Below are 19,537 nucleotides of genomic sequence, written 5' to 3' on the forward strand. Positions count from 1 at the left end.
CTGCGCTTTTTGCGTGAGAGGTTCCACTTTACTAACGGCAGGTGACTATTTACATGCAGGAACAAGCAATACTGGCAATCGGCATTTTTCTCGTGATTTATGCCATCATTATTTCTGAAAAGCTTCATCGTACCATCGTTTCGATGATCGGCGGGCTGCTCATGGTCGTGTTCGGCATCGTCGATCAAGAGTCTGCGGTGCACCATATTGATTTCAACACGTTAGGCTTGCTGACCGGCATGATGATCATCGTGTCCATTACGGCCGAGACCGGATTGTTCAAATATATCGCCATCTGGGCCGCCAAAAAGGCGAAGGGGGAGCCGCTGCGCATATTGCTTGCACTCGGCATACTGACTGCACTCGCGTCCGCATTTCTTGACAACGTTACGACCGTCTTGCTGATGGTCCCGGTTACGTTCAGCATCACCAAGCAGCTGCGCATCAATCCGATGCCGTTTTTGTTGACCGAGATTTTTGCTTCCAATATCGGGGGTACGTCAACCTTAATCGGCGATCCGCCCAATATTATGATCGGGAGCGCGGTCAAAGAGCTGACCTTTATGGCTTTTATCAATAACCTGTTTTTGATCTCATTTTTGATCTTGTTCGTGACGCTCGCGATTCTCGCGTTTTGGTATCGAAATGAACTGAAGACAGCGCCGGAGTTGAAGCTAGGGATCATGCTGTTGGATGAAAAAAGTGAAATTACTGACAAAAAACTTTTGACTAAATGCCTCATTATTCTCGGAGTGACGATCGCTGGATTTTTTCTTCACCAGCTGCTCCATATCGAATCGGCAACGGTCGCGCTTGCAGGTGCATTTCTGCTCCTGCTCTGGACCGGCGAGCGTTATTTGGAGGAAGCGATGGCCAAAGTGGAATGGACAACCCTCTTCTTCTTCATCGGTTTGTTCGTCCTGGTTGGCGGCCTGATTGAGACGGGCGTCATTAGCAAGCTGGCTACCTATGCGATGGGCTTGACGGGTGGCGAGGTTGGGCCAACCGCTATGTTGATTTTGTGGATGAGCGCGATTGCTTCTGCTTTCGTCGACAATATTCCGTTCGTCGCCACGATGATCCCGATGATTCAGGACATGGGGACAATGGGTATCACGAATCTCGATCCGCTTTGGTGGAGCCTTTCCCTGGGAGCATGCTTGGGCGGCAACGGAACCTTGATCGGTGCAAGCGCAAATGTGATTGTGGCTGGCCTGGCGGCAAAAGAAGGGCATCACATCTCTTTTGTCAAATTTCTTTTCATCGGCTTTCCGCTGATGCTTGTCTCCATCTTGATTTCTACGTTGTACATCTACCTACGCTATCTATAAAAAGGGAGTGACATGTGCATGTTGACTTACCAGTTTGATTCATCGACGCTTTCCATTCAGGAGAGTAAAGTCGAGGGTGACTATGAGTTCCGCATTCATGTGCAGGAAGAAGAACAGCACCAGGCGATGCGCGACATCCGCCACTATTTTGCTGAAAATCGGGTGCACACCGATGTGCTGTTTTACACCCAGATAGACCATGGGTATCAAGTGATTGTGCGCCAAGATTATTATGTCGCCTTTGTGCTCCAACTGTTCGCCTATCGGCTTCTTACACAAGTGGCCTGGAAAGACAACTAAACAGAAAAAACGAAAGCCCCTCCAATCACGGAGGGGTTTTTTGCAACCTTTTGCTAAATTGTTCCGTCTGTGAGATGAACATAACAAAGGAAAGCAAGGAAAGAGGGGACAGGACAAATGAAAAAATACATCAAGAAACCCGTAGTATGGCTCGTAGCAGCCGTTGTTGTCGGAGGAGGGCTCACGCCAGTGTGGGCTGAGAACGGCACGATGAGCAAATTGCTCGCTTCGGATATTTCTGCCACGACTGATGGTGCAGGGTTGAGCGGAGTTGAACAGGTAACTGATGCGAATGGCAATTACATAAAAGCGAACGTCCGGGATGATATCACGAAAGTAATTATTCTTTTACCGAATGACAGCAAAAGCGAGATCGTTAGCTTTCCGAACCATGGCTTGAAAGTCGCAATCCCGGCATCCGCAAGCAAGGATGGACAAACCGCCACGCTTCTGGCCTATGTGAACACGGAGCTTGTTGACACGGTCAAAATCAAGCTGGCAGACGGCACCGTTTCTGACGATGAGCTTGTCTATGCCAACGCGCTGTATGACCAAACCGCTCGTCAAATGAAAGTAAGCGGCATCGTCAATCCAAAAGTGGACAAGGTGGTCGTACGATACGGTACGGTATCGAGAGAAGCTAAATTGGTACACGTTTGGGAAGGAGCAAAATCATTCGAATACGGTTTCGCTGTCACCGATGCCAAAGATGCCAACGTTGTTGTTGAACTGTATACAGGAGACGAGAAACTGAGCGAACAATCCGTCAAGGTCAACAAAGTAAACGTACCGGCCGAAACAGTAAAGCCGACAGGCATGATCGAAGGAACGGCGACGCTTAGCGCTAATAAAAAACAGTTCGAGCTAAAGGGCACCGTCACTTATAAAAACGGAGAGAAAAAAGGCGAATGGAAGCTGGTCGTGACAGGGCCGGATGGCAAAAAGCACGAGATCAAAGTAGGAGAAAACGGCAAGTTTGAAACCAAACTCCCGTTCAAAAACCGCTCTTACAGCGCCAAAGCGATCCATGTGGAGCTGTTCTACGGCAAAACACTAGTTGCCAAATCGGATATTTCTCACGGCACACCTGTCAATCAAGCACCAGATCAAAAGAAGCAGAAAAACCAAGACGAGCAAAACAAGGTCGTGCATGTTGACAAAAAAGAGCTAGAAAAGAAAAAGGAAGAAATGGAAAAAAACAAAGAAAAGCTGAAAGAATATTTGGAGGCTGTCAAGAAAAACGCCGAGAAACAACGGGAAAAAGGGCATAAAGAGAACGAGCACAAAAAAGGTGATCATGACGACGATGAGGATGAAGATTAATCACTGATACGATCTGATGTAATTCATGATGTCTTTGATGTAATCGCCGATGATCGGGATGGTGAGAGACTGAGACAACAACCACCCCAAAATCGCTAATATAATAGCCGTCCCGATCGTCAGCCCGAGACCGCGAGCGAGTCCGGCCAAGAAGTTGATATAGATCAATTTTCGTGGAGCCGTATAGTTTTGGACGATGTCTGCGAGGCGTATATCTTCCAAAAACATGGCGATTTTGTCCATGCGTTCGTTCAGTTTGCGAACTTGCTGCAACTCATGCAGGAGGTGATCCACCTTCTGTAGCAGTTCATCCGTGGGTGAAATTATTTTCGACAAGTGATCATCTCCCCTTTCTTCTTATCTAAGTGTAGGAAAAATCATCCAAACAAGCAAGCAAGCGAATGGAATTAATTGCCTCCAACCGGATCAGACAGGTACAATAGACGTACCAATGTTGACTGGAGGGATCACACATGTCCGAAACGGTTGCCACCTCTTTATCAGAGAGCTTGTTTGGACTCATGCAGCAAGAACGGTTTCTCACCTTAGCTACGATTGATCATGAGACAGGTGCTCCATCCCTTGGCTCAATATCGTGGGTGGTAGCGACGACGCATCAAACCGTACGGATCGCCATCGACAACCGCTCCCGCATCTTGGCCAATCTGCAAAAGACACCGAGCGTTAGCCTGCACTTGCTTGGCAACGGCTCTTCCTACGAAATTGCCGGACGCGTTGCATCCATTGAGGAGCGCTTGGACGGGGTTCCGCTCAAGCTGGCAAAAGTGGAGATCGTGGTAGAAACCGTTCGCGACATCATGTTTTACGGCTCGAGAATCTCGGTTGATCCCGAATATGAGAAAACCTATGACAAGAACGCAGCGGCGAAGCTGGATGCGCAAGTCATGACGGCGCTAAAAAAATAAGTTGTGAAAACGTTGGCTTCGCCGAACCAGTGGCGGAGCCTTTGTTGCACATGAAAAAAGGAGCCTTCTGAAAAGGCTCCTTCTATTTTACACCGCGTTGCGTGCAGCCATACAACTGCAAGCGTAATCGGGTAAGTAACGGTTTACTGTGCGGTCAAAACAGGGGTTGGCTTTGTTTGCGTATTGGACATATGTTGTTCCAAACGCTTGTTGTAGCCATTCACCCACAGCGAGTCGATAATGTTGAATTCAGCATCAGTCAGCGGCGCCACTTCAGAAGAGAGCGCAAACTCTTTCAAGTTTTGTTCGCTGGTGATGTTAGGCAGTACGGTAACAACCGATGGGCGATACAGTGAGAATTGGATCGCCAGCTGACCGATCGTGCGCTCTTTGCCGTCAAACAGACCTTTTGCTTTCATTTCTTCGACAACCTCTACGCCAGCTTGCATCCAAGCGGTTGGGCGGTGGCTGCGGTGGTCGCTCTTGTCGAAATGCTTTTGCGGATCATACGTGCCATCCAGGAGGCCGGATGCATGAGGGACACGAACGATCAGAGCGCGCTTCTCTTCATCTGCGATAGCGAAAAGGTTGCGAGCTGGGTCTTGTTCTACGATGTTGTTAATGATTTGAATGCCGGCATAACCAGGGCGTTTCAAAGCGGCGACGGACTCATCTTCCCAACCGATGTCAGGACCCATAGCAGCGCCGTACTCGCGAATTTTGCCTTCTTTTTTCAGCTCTTCGAGAACCTCAATGACCTCTTCATTCATGACAGCTTCCATCCGTGGATTGTGGAGCTGATAGAAATCGATGTAATCGGTTCCCATACGCTTCAGGCTTTGCTCGCAGGCGTAGCGGATATGTTCTTTGGACCAGTTCTGCGGCAATTCCGAATGGCCTTTGCGCTCGCCTGGCAAATTGTAAATGTCATATCCGAATTTCGTTGCGATGACAACTTTGTCGCGAACATCTTTAAGCGTATCAGCGAGAATGGTTTCTCCAAAGCCGTTGCCATAAACATCGGCGGTATCAAAGAAATTGATGCCATACTCTTCATATGCGGAACGAACCAAGCGTTTCGCCAGCGATTCATCGGTGACTCCCCACCATTTAGTGGCGACCGACCAGACGCCGAAACCTACTTCGGAGACTGACAACTCCGTTCCTGGAAGTGTTCTGTACTTCATCTTCCATCTCTCCTTCGAGAATTATTAATGGCTCGTCCTTATCTTACCATGTTCAGTCCACAGGATGAAACAACGTGACCGATTAGATTATAACAGGTTTGTGAAATAAAACACCTTCCCGCAAGAAACGGGAAGGTGAGGGAAGGATTATGGCTGTTGTGCAGGCTGTCCATGCTTACCGGATGCCGGTGGAGTTCCATGCTGATTCGTCTGGTGCGGATGGTTGCCTGGAGCCGGGTGCTGCAAGTGATTCACACCAGGGCGCGGCTGTTCGTTTTTCTGCACATTTTTCGGCAGCTGCGGCATGATCCGGCCCACGATATCGGACAGCTCTTCCGCGATTCCCTTGATCGGCTTGCCATGTTTCATATCAACGGACATTTCGCGCAATCGCTGGACGATAGCGGGGTCAGCGGTTACAATCGCGTTTGCGCCTTGCGGATCTGCTTTTAACGCCTCGGCTACGCTATATTTAATGACACCAACTTCAGGTCGATCCAAGGCAGGATCTACGGTGATCCCGACGACCGCCCAGTTTCCGGCGACGACGGATGTGGCGCTGTGTACTTTTTTCACACGGGAGGCAAGCTGTGACAAACGTTCTGCCTTGGCTTGTGGCGACTGGTTGTATGCAGGCTGAGGCGCCGTTTGGGGGACAGCTTGTGTTTTGGCTTGATGCTGTTTGGGGGCTGCGTTGTTTAAAGCTTGCGGATTTTCCCGCGTGCAGCCGAACAAAGCCAAGCTTGCGCCTATCAGTAAAATCGCGTAGCGAATCACGATCATCCTCACTCCTTACCTTTTTTGTGAATGTCTTACGCGTATTGTTTGTTGATCCGTCGGTTTTCATTCCGTTTCGTCTAAGTGAAGGACTTGCGTCATAGACTGTAAGTAACTTCAAATCGCCTTGCGCAATGCAAAATGGGGCAGCCGTTTTGCTTGCCCGACCGCTAGCGGTCACAAATCCCTCAAGGAAAAACAGCAAGAGGCTTCATCCAACAAAAAGCATCCTTGCCACATTTGCATAAACTATACAAGATGGGTTATAGGAGGCGAGATCTTGAAAAAAATCTACGTACTGGACACGAACGTACTCCTGCAAGATCCGCTGGCGATTTTTTCCTTCCAGGACAACGAAATCGTCATCCCTGCCGTTGTGCTGGAAGAGGTCGATTCCAAAAAGAGATACATGGACGAGATCGGCAGAAACGCCAGACACGTAGCACGGTTGCTGGACAGCTTTCGCCAGCTGGGACAGCTTCATCAAGGAGTTTTGCTGCAAACAGGTGGTTTCTTTCGGGTAGAACTGAACCACTCTTCCTTGAATCAATTGCAAAAGCAATTCCATGAAATGACCAATGACAACCGCATTTTGGCGGTTGCATTGAACCTGCAGGAGGAGGAGAACCAAACACCTGATCCACGACCGGTCATTCTTGTCAGCAAAGATGCGCTGATGCGCGTAAAAGCGGATGCGCTCGGTTTGACTGCCGAGGACTTCCTATCCGATCGGGTCGTGCGTGAATACTCCAGCATATATCCCGGTTATTTGAAGCTGTTGGTACCGTCCAACGTGATTCAGGCCTTTTATGCCAATCGAAGATTGCCTCTATCCCTTCATTTTCCGAACCGCGCTTTTTATCCTCATCAATTTCTGATACTCAAGGATGAGATCAATCCGTCCGCTTCCGCCATCGGCAAAGTGGATGCGGATTGTAAACAGTTGGAAATGTTGGTTGCCGACGATGATCCGATGTGGGGGGTAAAAGCACGGAATGCGCAGCAACGCATGGGGACTGATCTGCTTCTGCGCGATGACATCCCGCTGGTAACCATGACAGGCAAAGCGGGGACGGGCAAAACATTGCTGGCATTGGCGGCAGGTTTGTTTCAAATTGAAGACATGCAAAAATACAAAAAACTGCTCGTCGCACGTCCCATCGTTCCCATGGGGAAAGATATCGGGTATTTGCCAGGGGAAAAAGAAGAAAAACTCCGGCCGTGGATGCAGCCGATCTACGATAATTTGGAATATTTGTTCAATACAAAGAAGCCGGGTGATTTGGATAAAATCCTCGCCGGGATGGGAAGCATTCAGGTTGAGGCGCTGACATATATTCGCGGGCGTTCGATACCGGGGCAGTTCATCATCATTGATGAGGCGCAAAACTTGACGAAGCACGAGGTGAAAACCATCCTGACGCGCGTCGGGGAAGGCTCGAAAATTGTGCTGGTCGGCGACCCCGAACAAATCGATCATCCGTATTTGGATGAGAGCAACAATGGTCTCACGTATGTCGTCGAAATGTTCAAGGATCAGAAGCTGGCTGGCCACATCAAGCTGGAAAAAGGGGAGCGAAGCGTGCTGGCCCAATTGGCTGCAGATATTTTATAGCCGTATGTATGAAATGGCCGAACCCCGACCATACTATTATCATCAAGCCTGGTGATGAACAAATCAATCGGATACGATTGCTTTCTCGGAGGCGATGTGTCTTGGACGATTTTGCGATTCACCCTATGTTGTGCAGGTAATATCGAAAAACGCTTTTGATAGCTCTTTCTATCCTCAGGAGGTAGATGTGCCTTCAACGTTTAACGATTTACCCTATCTACATCAGGCTTGATACCGAACCGTCTCCACTTGGAGGCGGTTTTTCGCATGTCCACTCCCTTGCAGCCATATATATGGGGTACTAGGAGGGATGCATATGGTAACGTTGGACTCATCTATTTCGTTTCTTATCTATATTACCGCTGTATCCAGTGCGGCGGCGGGGATCACAGAGGCAGTCAAATCGGTTGTTCCGTTCCTGTCGGTCGATTACGAGCCACACGATGATGAAAAGCAGGAAGACCATCATTTGGCAGGGCGTTTGACCAATTATAAGAAGTTTACCAATCTGAGCGTGTCTGTGTGCTCTGCGAGCGTCATTTTCGCATTGCTCGGCCTTGATCCAGCCAAAATTTTGACCCAGTCGGGTTCTGCAGCGGTTGATTCGCCCTGGAGCTTGGATATTATGGCATGGGGGATCGTTGCAGTGTTTGGTTCTCCATTTTTTCATTCTGTTTTGAAAATTATGGAAGGTCTGCGCATGAACATGGATAACAACACCTTTACGCCCAAACCGGTACAGAAGGTTAGCAGCACGAAAAAATAATTTTACCGCGCTTGTCCTTCTTGTTTTCCTATATTAAGATAGGGGGGAATGTAGACACGAGACAAAGGAGCTAACGTACGTGCTTAGAAAAAGTCGCTCGATTTTACTGATGCTTCTGGTAGTGCTCGCAATCATTACCGGATGTAACTCAAAAGCGGAGCCTGCGAAAGGTGAGCAAGGACAGCTTACAGCGTCATTCGATCCGGAAAATGCCAAGGAGTACGGCATTCGCGGAATTTATGTAGGGCAAGGAATTAAGGAAGCGATAGACACGCTGAAGCCGACCAAATACGATTTCATGGATGTAGAGAGCCGCGCTTCGATGACAGTCGATCAACTGGCAAACGGGGAGGGCACGCTTGTGACCGGCATGCTTGTAGTGGATAACTCCCAGCTCATGCTGAAAGTACGCAAGGGCGTCATCGATTCAATACTGGTCGGCGGGATCGTGGAGACGGAACGGGACAAGTTCAAGACAAACCGCGGCCTCGCATTGTACGATACGGTTGAACAAGCCAAAAAACTGTACGGCGACGCGGAAGGCGATGCGGAGCTGACCTACAAAGGGAAAAGCCAGCAAATGCAGTTCAGCACGGTAAATGGCAAAATCGTCGGCTTCCGCTTTGAGTTAATTCAGCAATAACATGCAAAAAGCAATGCGCTCCCAAATGGGTGGAACGCATTGCTTTTTTTACGTTAGCTCCCAATTTAGCCGTACCGCATAGGCGCGGGCGATGCCTTCCATCAGCTCCACCTGATTTTTATCAATCAAGTGTAGCGTGCCGTTTGCAACATCTGGTAAGCTATGGATGATATGTTCCTTCATTTGTTGAAGCGCTGCCCATTGATTGGCTTCCGTTCCAGCGGTCGCGTCTAGCGAAAAGGTCGCGATTCGATCGGTGTACAAAAAGGCGTGTTCCGACATACTGATAAAGCCGTAATCGTGAATGTCATCAGGAATTGCATCGCTTGGGAGCAGCAGCAGCTCGAATTGTTCGCCTGCCATCCCATGCGTTTCCAATATGCTGACGAGCGTGCGCAAATGATCTTCCGACTCCACGATCATCAATTGTCCGTCACGGTCAAAGAGCGGGACCTGATCCCCGATCTTATGAATGACCTGCGCATAAAAACCGGGCAGTTTACCGGTGGGAACTTCCATTTCGACCCCGTACATGTTTTGCAGCATTTGTCTCACCTCAACTACCAGTATAAACCAAAGGAGAGAATCATACATGGAACCAATCATCAAAACATTTGCCTTGGGCGCTTTTCAAACGAATGCGTACCTTGTAAAAAATCAAGCCACCGGAGAGGCGGTTGTGTTCGATCCCGGGATGGAGCCAGACGAGCTGCTGGCCGCTTTGGCTCATGAAAATGTGGTGGCGATTTTGCTGACGCACGCACATTTGGACCATATCGGCGGATTGAACGATGTCCGCAAGTTGACGGGTGCACCTGTTTACATCCACCCGCTGGAGCAATCCTGGCTGACCGATCCTGAATTGAATGGTTCCGCGCGCTGGAGCAATATGACTGCACCAATTCGCTGCGAGCGGGCAGAGCATGAATTGGCGGATGGACAGACGCTAGAGCTGGCAGGCTTTACGATTCAAGTCATGCATACCCCCGGCCACTCCCCGGGCAGCTGCTCGTTTGTCATCGGACAGCACTGCTTTGGTGGTGATGTGCTGTTCGCCCAATCAATCGGCCGAACCGATTTGCCTGGCGGGAACTATGAGACATTGATGGAGAGCATACAGGATAAACTGCTGGAGCTGGACGACGCGACGATCGTGTACCCGGGGCATGGACCGAAAACCACGATTGAAATGGAGAAAATGTACAATCCGTTTGTAACCGGTTTGTTGAGATAGGAGAACGCAGCAAAATGAAAAAAAGAAGGTTGGTCTCGTCTGTAATAGCTTGTTTAGCGGTTTTACTGACGGTTGGTTGCACTGTCCCGCAGCAGATCGCTACGCCGAATGTACAGACAGACGAAAGCAAGACAGAGAATCAAGCGGGAACCGTTTTGGCGACCCCGCCTGTACCTGAAAATGCAACTCCTGTGACTGTGCAGCCAAGCGAACCTGTCGCGCCTGTCGAGCATGAATTGACACTAATGGCCGTCGGCGACATCATGGTGCATGACCAGCAGCTGGAGGCAGCATGGGACCCGAAAACAAAGACATATCGGTTCGATCAATTTTTTGCCAAGATCGAGCCAACATTGAGGCAGGCCGATCTTTTGCTCGGCAACCTGGAAACGACGATGTCAGGAAGCGACCAGCGTTTTACTGGCTATCCGATGTTTAATTCACCTGAATCGTTGGCAACTACATTAAAAAACGTCGGTTTTTCGGCTGTGACCACCGCCAACAACCATTCGCTTGATCGTCATGAGCTAGGGGTAATGCGTACGATCTACAACCTCGATAAAGTGAAAATGCCCCATACCGGGACATTCCGCACTGCAGAGGCGCGCAATGAGCCGTTGATCCTGGAGAAAAACGGGATCAAGCTCGGTGTCTTGGCGTATACCTACGGCACCAACGGAATTAAAATCCCTGCTGGCAAGGCTTATTTGGTCAATTTGATCGATCCTCAGCTAATCAAGAAAGACGTTGCGCGTGCGCGCGAGCTTGGCGCCGATGTCGTGGCGGTTGCGCTGCACTTTGGCGTGGAATATCAGCGTCAGCCGAACGATGCGCAACGCAAGGCTGCCGATCTGTGCTTCGCAGCCGGTGCCGATCTGATTTTAGGTTCCCATCCTCATGTGGTGCAGCCATATGAATGGCGGGAGATCCAAAATCCGGACGGGAGCAAACGCAAGGGATTGGTCATTTATTCGCTCGGCAATTTCGTCTCGGCCCAGCGGTGGGAGTATAAAGATGTCGGCGCGATTTTGAAGGTTGTTTTGAAAAAAACGGATCCCGGAAGTACGGTATTGGCGCAAGCAGAAGTCATCCCGACGTATGTCGTATACCAAAAAGTTGCTGGGAAGCGGAGTTATACGATTTATCCGCTGAAGGATACCGTTCTCGCGTACAAGGCGAAAAAAGAAAAGGGACTCCCGAAAGAAACGTATCAGACGATGGAAAAGCTGCTCCAAGAGATGACGATCCATGTGTCGTCAATGTCTTCACCTAAAAAAGCCATGTAACAACCTTCAGTACAATTGAAATTGTCATAATAACGTAATCATCCTGAATGGTTTGGAAAACGACAAAAGACCGGCGATTGCCGGTCTTTTGTTGTACGTATAAGAATTTATAAACCGCTAGTTCTTGCTGCCAAAGCCAAACGGCAGGTCAAGCTTGATTTTCAAGGTCAGTGCTTGATCGGCCAGTTTGATGTCTTCAACTTGGATGTTCGGCGAGATCATCGTCGGGTAGAAGCCGAGATCGAACTCTTTTGCCAGTTCATCGACGGTGGATTGAGGCAATTGGAAGCCGTCGTAAAACAATTGGACGATATGGAATTTCAGTTCGGTCGGTGATACAAGCTGATATTCGCCGATCATCCTCATGTTCATCTGGTTATAGGAGCCTTCCACCTGCAGCTGATTGTTCTCAAAGTGGAACTGCGATTGCTTGAACATCGCATTTTTTGACTCCAAAAATTGATTGAAATCCGTTTCCTTGATCGTGAGCGTATGAGTGAGCAACCCTTCAGCATGAATCCGGTCCGGTGTGGCCAACTCGGGAATCTCAAACATGACCTTGGTCAAAATGGCGAAATAGTCGCGGAAGGCGGGAAGCCCATCCTTACGCCAATCCTCTACCAAATGATCCATCAGCGATTGGACGGAAGTAGGATCGGTCAGCTTTTGCAAATTCTCCTCTTTCTCCTTCTGGACCGCAAGCATTTCAGCCAGCTGTGTTTCATAATGCGTGCGCAGCGTGCGCACCTGTGTCAGCCGCTGTTGCTTATCTTGCTGCAGCTGTGCTGCTTTTTGGCGCTCTGTCTGATAATCCTGCATTTTTTCCATATCTCTTGTAAACAGAATCTGCAAAAAATCGTAGGCAAGCAGAAAATCGTTAAAATTGTCCGTTTCAAACAAGAGGGCGAGAAGGTCGTCGCGCTTGCCCATGTAATACGCGCGGGCGACTTCACCAGCATGCCTGCGCTTCGCATCGATGATCAACGCTTGCCGACTGAGCTCGGAATCCAGTTGGGCGATTTGCGTGAGCAGCGTCTTTTCCTCATTACGCGTAATCTCCAGATTGCGTTCTAATTCCTTCTGCGTAAAGTGCTGCTGTAAGATGACTTGCTCAAGCTCGGGGGCATTCATTGCTCTTCCGACCGGCATGGGCTGTGGGAAGAGCAGGATCAAGAGAAACAGAATAAACCAGGCACGGCTCTTTTGCATAGATTCACCTTATCAGTTCGCCATCATTTGCCCCATCAGTTCCATAAATTTGATGACTTCTTCGGCTTTTGGTGTACCAATCTCCCATTTCGGCGCCACATTTTTGTTGGTTACTTTCTGATCCATCGTGATCCCGAAATCGAGAGATCCCGGCTCGTTTGGCGGAGTCAGTGTGATGTCGAGATCCATTTTTTGATAGGAGATGCCATCCTTTTCGACGCCAAACAGCCAGTTCGCTTTTTTGATCTGAAGGGTTTTCTTCCAGTCTTTGTTCGCTTCCAATTCCTTGATTGCAGTTTGCAGCTGTTCTTTCGCTTGCGTCGCTTGCTCAGGCGTCATGTTCATCTCTTTTGCCATTTCGGATTGTGCTACCGCATCGATGATTTGCGGCAGCGTCGTTCCCAAAAGGGTTTTGGCGAAAGGTTCAAGCGTTTCGTTCGTCAAGGCGAATTTAACAACTTGATCTGCCTGCACATCGCTAGGAAGAGCAGCCTCTTCCTTGGTCACGTCAGTAAAATAGTCGGTTCCCAAGTCTTTGAAGAAAATATCGAGCACTTTAGAGGAAAGCTCGCGCTGTGCTTTCGGGTCTACGGAATAATTGACAGGCTGCCCGCTCAATTTGCTCAATTCTTTATAATCTATCTCTACGTACTTGCCGCTCAAATGATTCAATTCTGGTATCATGGAAAGCGCAGGAATTTTTACCCAGAGCTTATCTTGATTCATCACAATCGGCATGGTAAAATTCATCGAAACATCTTGGAGTGGGACGGTCGCATCGAGAACCAGCTCGGTTTGCAGCGGTTCTACGGACGTAGCGCCGTGGTAGGCGATCTTTGTATTTTTCAAAGCCTCGAGAAACATTTTCGCTTCAGGGTCGTTGTTCAGCTCGTCGCTTTTCGAATCGACGCGCAAGGTCAGATTACCGGAGAAGCTGTAGCTGTTCAGGGTGGTTTGCTGCTGGGCTGCCGCTTTCAGCGCATCCTTTGCCGGCACCTTTTGGCCGCAGCCTGCCACGATAATCGCGAACAGACCGAGCATAAGCACAGGCATGATAAAACGAAAACTACGCATTTGACAAAACCTCTTTCTATGGGTAATGGGAAAACTACGCACCTTGTTCATGACGTAAGCAAAAGCTGCTGCGTCGTAAAAACTTGTTGTTTGAGGAGTTCGCAGATGGAAACGCTAGAACAACTTATCCGTGAAGAATGTGAACAAAGTCCGTCGAGGATGATACCGTTTGCCCGTTTCATGGAGCAAGCGCTGTACCATCCTCGCTACGGCTATTATACCGCGAATCGACCAAAAGTGGGGAAAAAAGGCGACTTTTATACAAGTGCCTCCGTGCACCCTGTTTTTGCCGAAACAATTGCAGATGCGATTGTGAGCATGATCGAGGTGCTCAAGCCGGTTCAGCCGACCATCGTGGAAATTGGCGGGGGTACGGGATATCTCATGAAGCATTTGCTCACCCGTATTCGAAACATTCAGCCTGAATTGTTCGCTAAGCTAGGTGTGATCGTTATTGAGGCCAGTCCATATCACCGCGCATTGCAGCAAGAAGCGTTTGGGCATATGACGAATCAGATTGAGTGGTATGACTCTCTTGCGGAAGCTGCCAGGGAGAGAACGGTGGAGGGCGTCATTTTTTCCAACGAATGGCTGGATGCGTTCCCGGTTCATATCGTGGAGCAAGGAAAAGACGGCTTGGCTGAGATCGGTGTCAGGTGGGATGAACAGGCCGCTGTTTTTGCAGAATGCGTTTTGCCTGCGCTTACGCCGCAAGTCAGCCGATTTTTGGCTAAGGAAAAGCTGGCTTTGGCTACGAGCATGCGTGCAGAGATTTGCCTCGGCATGCACGACGCCGTCCGCGATGTCTCCTCGCTGCTTGCCAGAGGGGCTGTCATTACGATCGATTACGGAGATAGACAGGAGCTCTTGCATCATCCGGTACGCAATCGCGGCACCCTGATGTGCTATCATCAGCACCATGCCCACGATGATCCGTTCCGCGCGGTGGGGGAGCAGGACATGACGGCTCACGTGAATTTTTCGCTGTTAGAAAAATGGGGAGAGGAAGCGGGGCTTTCCACCGCATGGTACGGAAGGCAAGACGACTTTTTGATCAAGAGCGGAATCTTGCAAAGGCTGGTCGAGCATCAGGATCGGGATCCGTTCACAAGTGTGGCAATGAAAGTCAATCGAGCCATCCAACAGCTGATTTTGCCTGGGGGCATGGGCGGAGTATTTAAAGTGCTCATGCAAACGAAAGATGCGCCGGAGGAGCTCACTGCTCATTTACAAAGAAAAGATGCCCGTTTTTAACGGAGCATCTTTTTTAGATTCGCTGATTATAAACAAAAAAACGGCGTCTCAGCCGTTTTTTTGCGAAAGTCCCGTTTGACTACATCAGTAGCAGGCTTGCCAAGGAATGCTCCTCAGCAGGTCCTACCGGCATTACCAACATGGTGTAGTACGTAAAGCCGACAAAAGAGACAAACATAAATCCAAAGAAGATTTTTACGTACGTTCTTTCAGACAAATTCATGTAGCCCAAGGACAGGAAAAAGGCGGTTAAGCCGAGAAAGATCAGCGCCATAGGGTATAAGCCACCCCAGAACGCCATCAAAGAGAACATCAGTGTCCAGAAGCTAAGCACGCGAAACATGCGATCCATCTGTATCACCCCTTTGGCAAATAACCTGCATGCATATGGAACTATTAGCAAGATTTCCTTTCCATTATATAGGACAGGAAGAAACGTGTAAACGGTTCTAATTTTGTCCGTTTTATGACGAGCTATTGAACAGGCTCAGCCAAACGAAACACCGTGTACGTGCAGGATTTGCAGCCGGAAAGCATCGACTCTTCTTCCTTTAACTCAATTTCTCCAAAATACGCTTCGAATATTCCGTGAAGCAGGGCGTTGTGCATTTTGCACACCATGCCGGAGAAGCGCTTGGTCGACTCCATGAAGGTACAGTTGTAAACACGGAAGCGCAATGTTTGTGTATCAAGAAGCTCGATCTCCGGCTTCAGCCCTTGGGCGATCACAAGGCGTTCCATGTGCTGCAGCGTTTTTTCCAAGTCTTCCTTCGGATTGAGCGGTCGTTCCATCATCGCGCGCTTTGCGGCCTCAATGCCCATTCGGTGGCCCATGGTCACCAGGGCAGCTTCGCCGGCAGGGCCGAGTGAAAGCAACGCCTCGATGGCGATATCAGCGAGGAACCGATAATCGCGAGGCGGGAACTGCAGGTTGACGACCTGGTCGGAGAGCGAGTAAAGACGGCTCGGTCTGCCGCCTTTTCCGCTTTTGTCCGAAATAGACTTTAACAGATCGACGTCCTCGAGCTTCGTCAGATGAAGGCGGGCGACGTTCGGATGGATGGTGAACTGGTCTGCAATCTCTTGTACGGTAACAGCATTTTTTTGCGATGCGACGAACTGGTATATGGAAAACCGGGTGGGGTCGGCCAATGCGCTCGTTAACTTTTGGGTATCGCTATCCATTTGAATCTCCCCTTTCAGATAGCCTGATCAATGGAAACGTCCACCGAAACGTTCGGCGGTCAAATACTTGCGGCAACTCGATCGCCACTCATGATGGGCAGGCGATCGAAGCGACCCGCCTTCCTCAAGAGAAAATTGCTCAGTTGCGCGTTTTGTATTAGTGTAGCCGATTTTTTCAATCTTGTTAAGAATAGAGTGCGTGGATAACTGTTTAAGGTAATATTTTAAATTAAACACTATTGACACAGTGTTAATGGAAGTTCTATAATTTCATCAAAAGGGACGGTCTCTTTGCCCATAACTGATGCGTGAAAGAGAACCACATTAAGGAGGTATCGCTCATGACAGCAGTGGCAGTTGAACAGAAACTGACGTTTTTTACATATCCAAGTTGTACGTCCTGTCGGAAGGCAAAATCGTGGTTATTAGAAAACGGAATTTCTTTTGAAGAGCGCCATCTGTTTAAAAATCCTCCGACGGCGCAAGAGCTTCTTGACATCATCAAGATGACGACCAACGGACTGGACGAAATTCTATCGACTCGCAGCCAGAAGTTCAAAGGCTTGGATCGGGATATTAACGATATGTCCGTAAGTGAGCTGTTGGAAATGTTAAGCGATGAGCCGCGGTTGCTGAAGCGTCCGATTTTGACTGATGGGGAAAACTTGATCATCGGCTACAATGCACAAGCTATGAAAAAAATTCTTTCGCCGCGCGGTAGCAAGCGTACGTGCGCGTAAAGGACAAATAGATGGGAGAAAAAAAGAGGAGCACCGGTTGCTGCCTCTTTTTTCTTTTCGGGTTCAACCTTACAATGAGAGATGATAAATGGGCGTCTTTACAGTCAAAGGAGGAGGCACTTTGCATACATATGAGACATTGATGGTTGCTGTGGTTGATGGGATCGCGACAATTACCCTAAACCGGCCGCATGTACGCAATGCGATCAGCTTGCGAATGGTGGAGGAACTGCATGAGTTACTTGACATTCTTGAACAGGATACGACGGTCAAGGTGCTGATTTTTACGGGAGCGGGCAGTACGTTCATTTCCGGGGGGGATTTGGAAGAGTTCCTGTCCGTGCGTGGGGAGGAGGCATATCCACGGCTGCGCAAAGTGGGCGATCTCCTCGACAGACTCGATGCGTTCAGCAAACCGACGATTGCGATGATCAACGGCACGGCGATCGGCGGCGGCTGCGAATTCGCCGCATCCTGCCATTTCCGCCTTGCAAGCAATGCTGCAAAGATCGGCTTTGTCCAAATCGGCATGCACATTACGACCGGCTGGGGCGGAGGCAGCCGTCTGCTTTCCAAGCTGTCCGAGGGGCAGGCGTTGACTCTGCTTTTGACGGGGGAGCGGCTTGATGCAAAGCGCGCGAAAGAGCTTGGCTTTGTCGACGACTGTTTCCCACCGGAAGAATTGGACGCAAAGGTGCATGCTTTTGCCCAATCGATCGCAACACAGCCACTTGAAGGCATTCAAGCGTATTTGCGCCTTTTGGGTTGGAAGCGCGCGGGCATTCATGAAACGGAACGCGTGGAGATGGAAATCAGGCAATGCACCGGGATGTGGGGCAGCGAGCCGCATCTGTCCGTCGTCCAACAGTTCCTTGGCAAGTCTAAGTAGGGGAAAAAGAGCAAGTAGGTTTACTCTCGTTTAAATAAGGACATGCTTGGAGATACTTTTCTAGTAGATGGCGATTCTACCAGAGTATAAACGGGCATAGGATAAAGTACATCATTTTATCAAAGACGTCCGGTATCCCAACGACCGGGCATGTACTTTATGAAGCGGGAGGGACTTCACATATGGTAGCTTCCAGACAAGATGCTTGGACAGACGATGATGATTTGGTATTGGCCGAGGTAACGCTTCGGCATATTCGTGATGGAGGAACCCAGCTTGCCGCTTTCGAGGAAGTTGGACAGCGATTGGGTCGGACAGCAGCCGCATGCGGTTTCCGCTGGAACAGTGCCGTGCGGAAGCGATATGACGCTGCGATCGCGATTGCGAAAGGGCAGCGCCAGCAACTGAAAAAGAACGGGCGGGCAGTTACCGCAGCCGTTCGCACTGAATTTGCCACTGAGGCGCCACCGAGCCTTCCTCAGTCACCGCCGGTGGTCACCCCTGCGGCTACCGCGACGATTGTGCCGGAAATGCCGGAACCAATCGCAGGAGACACGGAGAGCGAGCTGGATGCTGCCATTCGGGTCCTTATGAATCAGAAGGAATTGTCGCGCCGTGTCAAGCAGTTGGAAATCGAGCTTGCCAACAATCAGATGCAGCTCAAAGAAGTGCGTGAAGAAAATCAGCGGCTGAAAAAAGATATGGAGACCGTGCAAGATGTGAACGAGGATTACAAAGCACTCGTACAAATAATGGAGCGTGCTCGCAAGCTTGCCTTTTTAAAGGAAGAAGAATCGGCGAAGCCGGTTTTCAAAATGGACTCTAACGGCAACCTAGAACGGATTGAATAGGGTAGTTTGGTAAAAAAAAGAAGCGGTGCATTTGCCCCGCTTCTTTTGCATGTTTCGTTACTCTTGCATTTGAACGTTTTCAGGAAGCCAAACGTATGGGTTTTCACCACGGTCCCGGATGAAGTTGTATTTCACCGGAGTCAGGCCCATTTTCAACCAGAATTGATCGGCACGACAGCGCGAATTCGTTTTGATCGGCATTCCGAAGCTTTTCGCATGTTCAACCAGAGCGGTTCCCAAGTCTTTTCCGCGATACTCCGGCAGCACTTCCAGTTTCCACAGCTCGAAATAATCTTGCGGCGGTTGGAAGTAACGATCGTATTTGCCGTCAATTTTGTAGAGGCTCATACGGGCAACGAGGCGATCGCCATCATAAATTCCGTAAAACGGGGAATCCGAATCGTTTTCTACGATATTAGCCTCCAAGTCTTCCTTCATCGAAAGCTCTTCCAAACCAAATTCGCGAAATTTTTGAAACTCCTCGAGCGTTTTGTAATTGATGCTCAGGCGTTTTACTTCGTACATGAAAACCAAACTCCTCTCGAAACGATGTCCTCAACCAATCTTTCTCTTCTATTATACACAATACGAGCTACAAATTCTCTACAGGATCGAAATTGCCCCTAGGGTGAAGTACATCTGTAGTTTGCCCAATTTAAAATCTAGTCCGCCATTTATAAAAAAATCGACGAAAAATTTGCGGTCCGTACACGAAAATTTCATCTAGAACGAATAAGATTCATTGAACGTTTTTTAAATCTTTGGTATTCTTTTGATAAGTATTCATAATCAAAACCTTTTGACAGCCAGCGATTCAAGGCTGAATTCGGTTTGGGAGGTGCAGCAGGACGCTGGTGGCTCTTGGTTCAGAATTTTCAGCCCTTTTACTATGCTAAACCTGGAGTTTTCAAAAAAATAATCAACATACATGGAGGGATATCTCCTCC

At 49.1% G+C, this 19,537-nt stretch carries 22 protein-coding genes; 13 read left to right on the forward strand and 9 right to left on the reverse strand.

Features of this window, described 5'->3' with window-relative positions; genetic code table 11:
• Window positions 1-53 precede the first annotated feature (53 nt).
• The 3 genes from EDM56_RS05830 to EDM56_RS05840 all read left to right on the forward strand — a co-directional run bounded on the left by EDM56_RS05830 (window position 54) and on the right by EDM56_RS05840 (window position 2,954).
• Complete coding sequence (locus tag EDM56_RS05830; protein WP_122916957.1) at window positions 54-1,331, forward strand: ArsB/NhaD family transporter; 1,278 nt, start codon at window positions 54-56, stop codon at window positions 1,329-1,331.
• 18 nt (window positions 1,332-1,349) lie between these two features.
• Window positions 1,350-1,631: a hypothetical protein gene (locus EDM56_RS05835; RefSeq protein ID WP_122916958.1), complete on the forward strand. Its 282-nt coding sequence runs from the start codon at window positions 1,350-1,352 to the stop codon at window positions 1,629-1,631.
• A gap of 117 nt (window positions 1,632-1,748) precedes the next feature.
• Window positions 1,749-2,954, forward strand: coding sequence for a hypothetical protein (locus tag EDM56_RS05840; protein WP_122916959.1), 1,206 nt, complete (start codon window positions 1,749-1,751; stop codon window positions 2,952-2,954).
• On the opposite strand, the gene EDM56_RS05845 is transcribed toward EDM56_RS05840, so the two are convergent.
• A complete protein-coding gene (locus EDM56_RS05845; RefSeq protein WP_246009280.1) occupies window positions 2,955-3,290 on the reverse strand; it encodes a DUF5665 domain-containing protein in 336 nt (111 codons plus the stop codon).
• Between the two features lie 137 nt (window positions 3,291-3,427).
• Between EDM56_RS05845 and EDM56_RS05850 the strand changes: the two genes are divergently transcribed.
• Window positions 3,428-3,880, forward strand: a complete 453-nt coding sequence (locus EDM56_RS05850) for a pyridoxamine 5'-phosphate oxidase family protein (protein WP_122916960.1) — start codon at window positions 3,428-3,430, stop codon at window positions 3,878-3,880.
• A gap of 143 nt (window positions 3,881-4,023) precedes the next feature.
• Here EDM56_RS05850 and EDM56_RS05855 read toward each other — a convergent pair whose 3' ends face one another.
• Window positions 4,024-5,067: an aldo/keto reductase gene (locus EDM56_RS05855; RefSeq protein ID WP_122916961.1), complete on the reverse strand. Its 1,044-nt coding sequence runs from the start codon at window positions 5,065-5,067 to the stop codon at window positions 4,024-4,026.
• Between the two features lie 147 nt (window positions 5,068-5,214).
• Window positions 5,215-5,850, reverse strand: coding sequence for a YhcN/YlaJ family sporulation lipoprotein (locus EDM56_RS05860; RefSeq protein WP_122916962.1), 636 nt, complete (start codon window positions 5,848-5,850; stop codon window positions 5,215-5,217).
• Between the two features lie 274 nt (window positions 5,851-6,124).
• Between EDM56_RS05860 and EDM56_RS05865 the strand changes: the two genes are divergently transcribed.
• The 3 genes from EDM56_RS05865 to EDM56_RS05875 all read left to right on the forward strand — a co-directional run bounded on the left by EDM56_RS05865 (window position 6,125) and on the right by EDM56_RS05875 (window position 8,868).
• Entirely contained in the window at window positions 6,125-7,459 is a 1,335-nt protein-coding gene (locus EDM56_RS05865) for a PhoH family protein (RefSeq protein WP_122916963.1), read from the forward strand.
• Window positions 7,460-7,775: 316 nt separating this feature from the next.
• On the forward strand, window positions 7,776-8,225 hold the full coding sequence (locus EDM56_RS05870; protein WP_122916964.1) for a hypothetical protein: 450 nt from the start codon (window positions 7,776-7,778) through the stop codon (window positions 8,223-8,225).
• 79 nt (window positions 8,226-8,304) lie between these two features.
• Entirely contained in the window at window positions 8,305-8,868 is a 564-nt protein-coding gene (locus tag EDM56_RS05875; protein WP_122916965.1) for a hypothetical protein, read from the forward strand.
• A gap of 48 nt (window positions 8,869-8,916) precedes the next feature.
• On the opposite strand, the gene EDM56_RS05880 is transcribed toward EDM56_RS05875, so the two are convergent.
• Complete coding sequence (locus EDM56_RS05880) at window positions 8,917-9,414, reverse strand: hypothetical protein (RefSeq protein ID WP_246009281.1); 498 nt, start codon at window positions 9,412-9,414, stop codon at window positions 8,917-8,919.
• Between the two features lie 46 nt (window positions 9,415-9,460).
• Here EDM56_RS05880 and EDM56_RS05885 point away from each other — a divergent pair, with 46 nt between their 5' ends.
• On the forward strand, window positions 9,461-10,102 hold the full coding sequence (locus EDM56_RS05885) for an MBL fold metallo-hydrolase (protein ID WP_122916966.1): 642 nt from the start codon (window positions 9,461-9,463) through the stop codon (window positions 10,100-10,102).
• Between the two features lie 14 nt (window positions 10,103-10,116).
• Window positions 10,117-11,388, forward strand: coding sequence for a CapA family protein (locus EDM56_RS05890; protein ID WP_122916967.1), 1,272 nt, complete (start codon window positions 10,117-10,119; stop codon window positions 11,386-11,388).
• Between the two features lie 117 nt (window positions 11,389-11,505).
• Here EDM56_RS05890 and EDM56_RS05895 read toward each other — a convergent pair whose 3' ends face one another.
• Together EDM56_RS05895 and EDM56_RS05900 are read right to left on the reverse strand one after the other, a co-directional pair.
• The gene (locus EDM56_RS05895; protein ID WP_122916968.1) at window positions 11,506-12,597 is read right to left on the reverse strand and encodes a coiled-coil domain-containing protein; all 1,092 of its coding nucleotides are present in this window, start codon (window positions 12,595-12,597) and stop codon (window positions 11,506-11,508) included.
• Between the two features lie 12 nt (window positions 12,598-12,609).
• Window positions 12,610-13,671: a hypothetical protein gene (locus tag EDM56_RS05900; protein WP_122916969.1), complete on the reverse strand. Its 1,062-nt coding sequence runs from the start codon at window positions 13,669-13,671 to the stop codon at window positions 12,610-12,612.
• A 105-nt stretch (window positions 13,672-13,776) separates the two neighbouring features.
• On the opposite strand from EDM56_RS05900, the gene EDM56_RS05905 reads away from it, so the two are divergent.
• Window positions 13,777-14,925 carry a class I SAM-dependent methyltransferase gene (locus tag EDM56_RS05905; protein WP_122916970.1) on the forward strand — a complete coding sequence of 383 codons (1,149 nt, stop codon included), beginning with the start codon at window positions 13,777-13,779 and terminating at the stop codon, window positions 14,923-14,925.
• A 79-nt stretch (window positions 14,926-15,004) separates the two neighbouring features.
• Here the strand turns inward: EDM56_RS05905 and EDM56_RS05910 are convergent, their stop codons facing one another.
• Window positions 15,005-15,277 carry a DUF2626 domain-containing protein gene (locus EDM56_RS05910; RefSeq protein ID WP_122916971.1) on the reverse strand — a complete coding sequence of 91 codons (273 nt, stop codon included), beginning with the start codon at window positions 15,275-15,277 and terminating at the stop codon, window positions 15,005-15,007.
• A gap of 122 nt (window positions 15,278-15,399) precedes the next feature.
• Window positions 15,400-16,110: a helix-turn-helix transcriptional regulator gene (locus EDM56_RS05915; RefSeq protein ID WP_122916972.1), complete on the reverse strand. Its 711-nt coding sequence runs from the start codon at window positions 16,108-16,110 to the stop codon at window positions 15,400-15,402.
• Between the two features lie 341 nt (window positions 16,111-16,451).
• Here EDM56_RS05915 and EDM56_RS05920 point away from each other — a divergent pair, with 341 nt between their 5' ends.
• The 3 genes from EDM56_RS05920 to EDM56_RS05930 all read left to right on the forward strand — a co-directional run bounded on the left by EDM56_RS05920 (window position 16,452) and on the right by EDM56_RS05930 (window position 18,590).
• A complete protein-coding gene (locus EDM56_RS05920; RefSeq protein WP_122916973.1) occupies window positions 16,452-16,850 on the forward strand; it encodes a Spx/MgsR family RNA polymerase-binding regulatory protein in 399 nt (132 codons plus the stop codon).
• A gap of 121 nt (window positions 16,851-16,971) precedes the next feature.
• Entirely contained in the window at window positions 16,972-17,739 is a 768-nt protein-coding gene (locus tag EDM56_RS05925) for an enoyl-CoA hydratase/isomerase family protein (RefSeq protein ID WP_246009282.1), read from the forward strand.
• Between the two features lie 182 nt (window positions 17,740-17,921).
• Window positions 17,922-18,590 (forward strand): RsfA family transcriptional regulator, encoded by a 669-nt coding sequence (locus tag EDM56_RS05930; protein ID WP_122916975.1) that lies wholly within the window; start codon window positions 17,922-17,924, stop codon window positions 18,588-18,590.
• Between the two features lie 57 nt (window positions 18,591-18,647).
• On the opposite strand, the gene EDM56_RS05935 is transcribed toward EDM56_RS05930, so the two are convergent.
• The gene (locus EDM56_RS05935) at window positions 18,648-19,115 is read right to left on the reverse strand and encodes an N-acetyltransferase (RefSeq protein ID WP_122916976.1); all 468 of its coding nucleotides are present in this window, start codon (window positions 19,113-19,115) and stop codon (window positions 18,648-18,650) included.
• Between the last annotated feature and the right edge of the window lie 422 nt (window positions 19,116-19,537).

Origin of the sequence: Brevibacillus fluminis, from assembly GCF_003710825.1 — a bacterium.
GTDB lineage: Bacteria > Bacillota > Bacilli > Brevibacillales > Brevibacillaceae > Brevibacillus_D > Brevibacillus_D fluminis.